The 2,829-nt window shown below is 63.6% G+C and carries 4 protein-coding genes; 2 read left to right on the top strand and 2 right to left on the bottom strand.

All coding sequences use genetic code 11. The features are described 5' to 3' along the window. On the bottom strand, nt 1–343 hold a 343-nt coding region (locus BJF87_RS21740; RefSeq protein WP_187346533.1), incomplete at its 3' end, for a cbb3-type cytochrome c oxidase subunit I. 229 nt (nt 344–572) lie between these two features. Beyond that, nucleotides 573–1,499, bottom strand: coding sequence for a M23 family metallopeptidase (locus BJF87_RS21735; protein ID WP_055476918.1), 927 nt, complete (start codon nt 1,497–1,499; stop codon nt 573–575). Nucleotides 1,500–1,942: 443 nt separating this feature from the next. Here BJF87_RS21735 and BJF87_RS21730 point away from each other — a divergent pair, with 443 nt between their 5' ends. Together BJF87_RS21730 and BJF87_RS21725 are read left to right on the top strand one after the other, a co-directional pair. After that, nucleotides 1,943–2,512, top strand: coding sequence for a TlpA disulfide reductase family protein (locus BJF87_RS21730; RefSeq protein ID WP_101821343.1), 570 nt, complete (start codon nt 1,943–1,945; stop codon nt 2,510–2,512). Between the two features lie 91 nt (nt 2,513–2,603). Continuing rightward, nucleotides 2,604–2,829, top strand: a 226-nt coding sequence (locus BJF87_RS21725; protein WP_262339098.1) for a cytochrome c biogenesis protein CcdA, incomplete at its 3' end; no start/stop codon positions are given.

Here is a 2,829-nt window from a genome sequence, read left to right as displayed (position 1 = left end):
CGGGAGCGCCGATCTGCAGGGGCAGTACGAAGTTGGCGAAGCCGATCACGATGGGGGTGGCATACATCAGCAGCATGATCGTGCCGTGCATGGTGAACAGCTGGTTGTACTGCTCGGTCGAGAGGAACTGCATGCCCGGCGTCGTGAGCTCGCCGCGCATCAGCAGCGCCATCAGGCCGCCGATGAGGAAGAACGCGAAGCACACGACGATGTACATCATGCCGATCAACTTGTGATCGGTCGTGGTCAGCAGCTTGTAGATGAATGACCCTCTGGACTTGCGCCGCTCGGGGTAGGGCCGCGTAGCGACCACCTCGGGTGGGCGCGGGGACACCGCGGTCATCAGGCCTCCATCTGAGTCGGACAAACGGTGGCCCTGATCGAGCAACACGCGCATCCTGCGTGCGACTTCCCGGGCCGTAACTACGGACTGTAGTCGATTAACTACTAGGTAGCATAGTTGGGCCCGGAATCCCGAATCTCGGGCGAGTACCGACATGGCGGCAACGAAAAGTCGGCTCCCTCACCAATATCAGGCGCGGAGGGTCATCGCGGTTACGCGGCGCTGCTCCCTACCGCCAGAGGTCTGCACTTCCGCTGCTCGGCGGTTCGTTGGGAGGGATAGTAGGTTCGCCGTCGGCGGGCAGACGGACGCCGCGTTCGGCGAGCCAGCTCACCGGGTCGAGGGCAGCACCGGATGCATCGGCCACCTCGAAATGCAAGTGGGGGCCGGTTGAGTTACCTCGGTTGCCAACCGTGGCAATGGGTTGGCCGACCGTGACCGGAGCCGCTACCTCGATGAGGTTGTCGTCGTTATGGCCGTAGGTGGTGACTGTTCCATCGGCATGTCGGATACGTACCCACAATCCGAAGCCTTGGGCAGGGCCGGAGTTGATCACTTCGCCGTCGGTGACCGCGAAAATCGGCGCGCCGAGGTCGTTGCCGATGTCCATGCCCTGATGACCTCGACCGTCACCGAAGGTGGAGGTGATTCGACCATTCGTCGGAGCGACTACGGACCCCGGCGACGGCGACGAATAGACGGGTGGACCGTTCGGTGCGGGATGCGGGGTCGCAGGATCGTGGGGACGCATCTCAAATGCCAGCAGCGCCAGCAACCGCCCGATCGGTAGCGCGTCGACAACCAGTTCGGCGGCTGCTCGTCCCGCACTGAGAACGGCGGCAAAGCAACCCACCGCAGTGATGGGGTCATCCGTTGGCTCCGACGGCTCGACTGGGCGCGCACGATCGGCCAGACATGTGCTGACGGTCCGGATCTCGTCGGCTAGTTCCCCCATCGCCGGCCCCCCCAAGGATGCCGAGATCGTCTCGGCGACCAGTTGGGCGAACTGCTGGGCCACATGGGTGTCATCTGCGTCGGCGCGCGCTCGAGCGTCAAGCGAGAGGCTCAGCAGAACCGCAGCAACAATTCCCACGGCCCCCAGCCTCAGACAGGGCCGTGCAACGCCGCAGCGGCGAATGAGGGACGACATAGGCATGCCAGCGAGACCTTCCGGAGACGGGCGCGACGCACTGACGTTCAGCACCGCACGCCAGGTGCACATGAGGCCCCGATTGGCAGCCCTCCGTTCGAACCATAGGCCCCACAGGTCACAGCAGTAACACGATCCGGTTGAGCGTCAGTCGCAACTGGCGGCCTCTATTACTAGGGAACGTAGTTGCAGATAAGCAATGATGCCCAGCCTCGGGACCTCGACCGAATCAAGCGTAATCACAGCTGAGCGCACCGATACGTCAGATGAACGCGGCAGAACCCTCGCCGCGGGACGTGGGCCTACGGGCCGGTGCAGATCGCAAAAACTACGGCTATGTTGACAACGCGAACGTTAATCTACCACGCTGCGTAGTAGATCAAGGTCAAGGAGTGCTGGTGCAGCAGGAGAGAAGGATATCCGCGGTGCGGGCGGCAATCCTGGCGCTGATGTGCGTGGTGCCGTGGGTAGCGTCGGGTTGTGGTAGCGCTGGCGACGACGCCGTTGCGCAGGGGGGAACCTTTCAGTTCGTCTCACCCGGCGGGCAGACGGTCATCACCTACGACCCGCCTGCAAGCCGTCAGAGGATCGCTGACGTCTCAGGCCCTGATGTGGTGACCGACCAGACCGTCGGACTCAACGACTTCGCAGGCAAAGTCGTCGTCATCAACGTATGGGGTTCGTGGTGCGGACCCTGCCGGGGAGAAGCCGACGACCTCGAGCATGTCTACGCCCAGAACAAGACCTCGGGGGTCGAGTTCCTCGGTATCAATCTGCGCGACAACCGGCAAGCGGCGAAGGACTTCATTGTCGACAGGAAAGTCGCCTTTCCCTCGATCTACGACTTTGCCGGCATCACTCTGGCTGCGCTGACCACTCCAACGTCGGTGGTGCCGACGACCATCGTGCTCGACCGCGACCACCGTCCGGCCGCGGTGTTCCTCAAGGCCATCACCGCCGACGAACTCGGGGCAACAGTTCAGCGCGTCGTCGCTGAGCCTGTGACACAACGCCCATGACGGCGCAGTCAGTCGAACTGCAAGCTCGGTCGGCGAGACGTTTGCTGACGTCGTCGCCAGCGGTCCGCTACTGCTGGCGCTGCTCGCATGCATGATCGCCGGGCTGGTGTCGTTCGCCTCACCGTGTGTGGTCCCGCTCGTCCCGGGGTATCTGTCTTATCTGGCTGGCGTGGTCGGCGCCGAGGCGCCGGCGGTGTCGGTGGGGGAGTCGAATAAACGGGGTCGCTCGCGTGTGGCGCTCGCCGCAGGCCTGTTCGTCATCGGTTTCACCGTGGTTTTCGTGGCAGCGACCGCCACAGTACTTGGGGTCACCACGA

The organism is Gordonia sp. CNJ-863 (assembly GCF_001942325.1).
In the GTDB taxonomy this organism is placed as follows: domain Bacteria; phylum Actinomycetota; class Actinomycetes; order Mycobacteriales; family Mycobacteriaceae; genus Gordonia; species Gordonia alkanivorans.
This window is presented reverse-complemented; position numbering and strand designations above follow the sequence as displayed.

Coding starts and splice junctions, on each gene's coding strand:
- BJF87_RS21730 (WP_101821343.1), top strand. CDS start 1,943: ATGTGCGTGGTGCCGTGGGTAGCGTCGGGTTGTGGTAGCGCTGGCGAC.
- BJF87_RS21735 (WP_055476918.1), bottom strand. CDS start 1,499: ATGCCTATGTCGTCCCTCATTCGCCGCTGCGGCGTTGCACGGCCCTGT.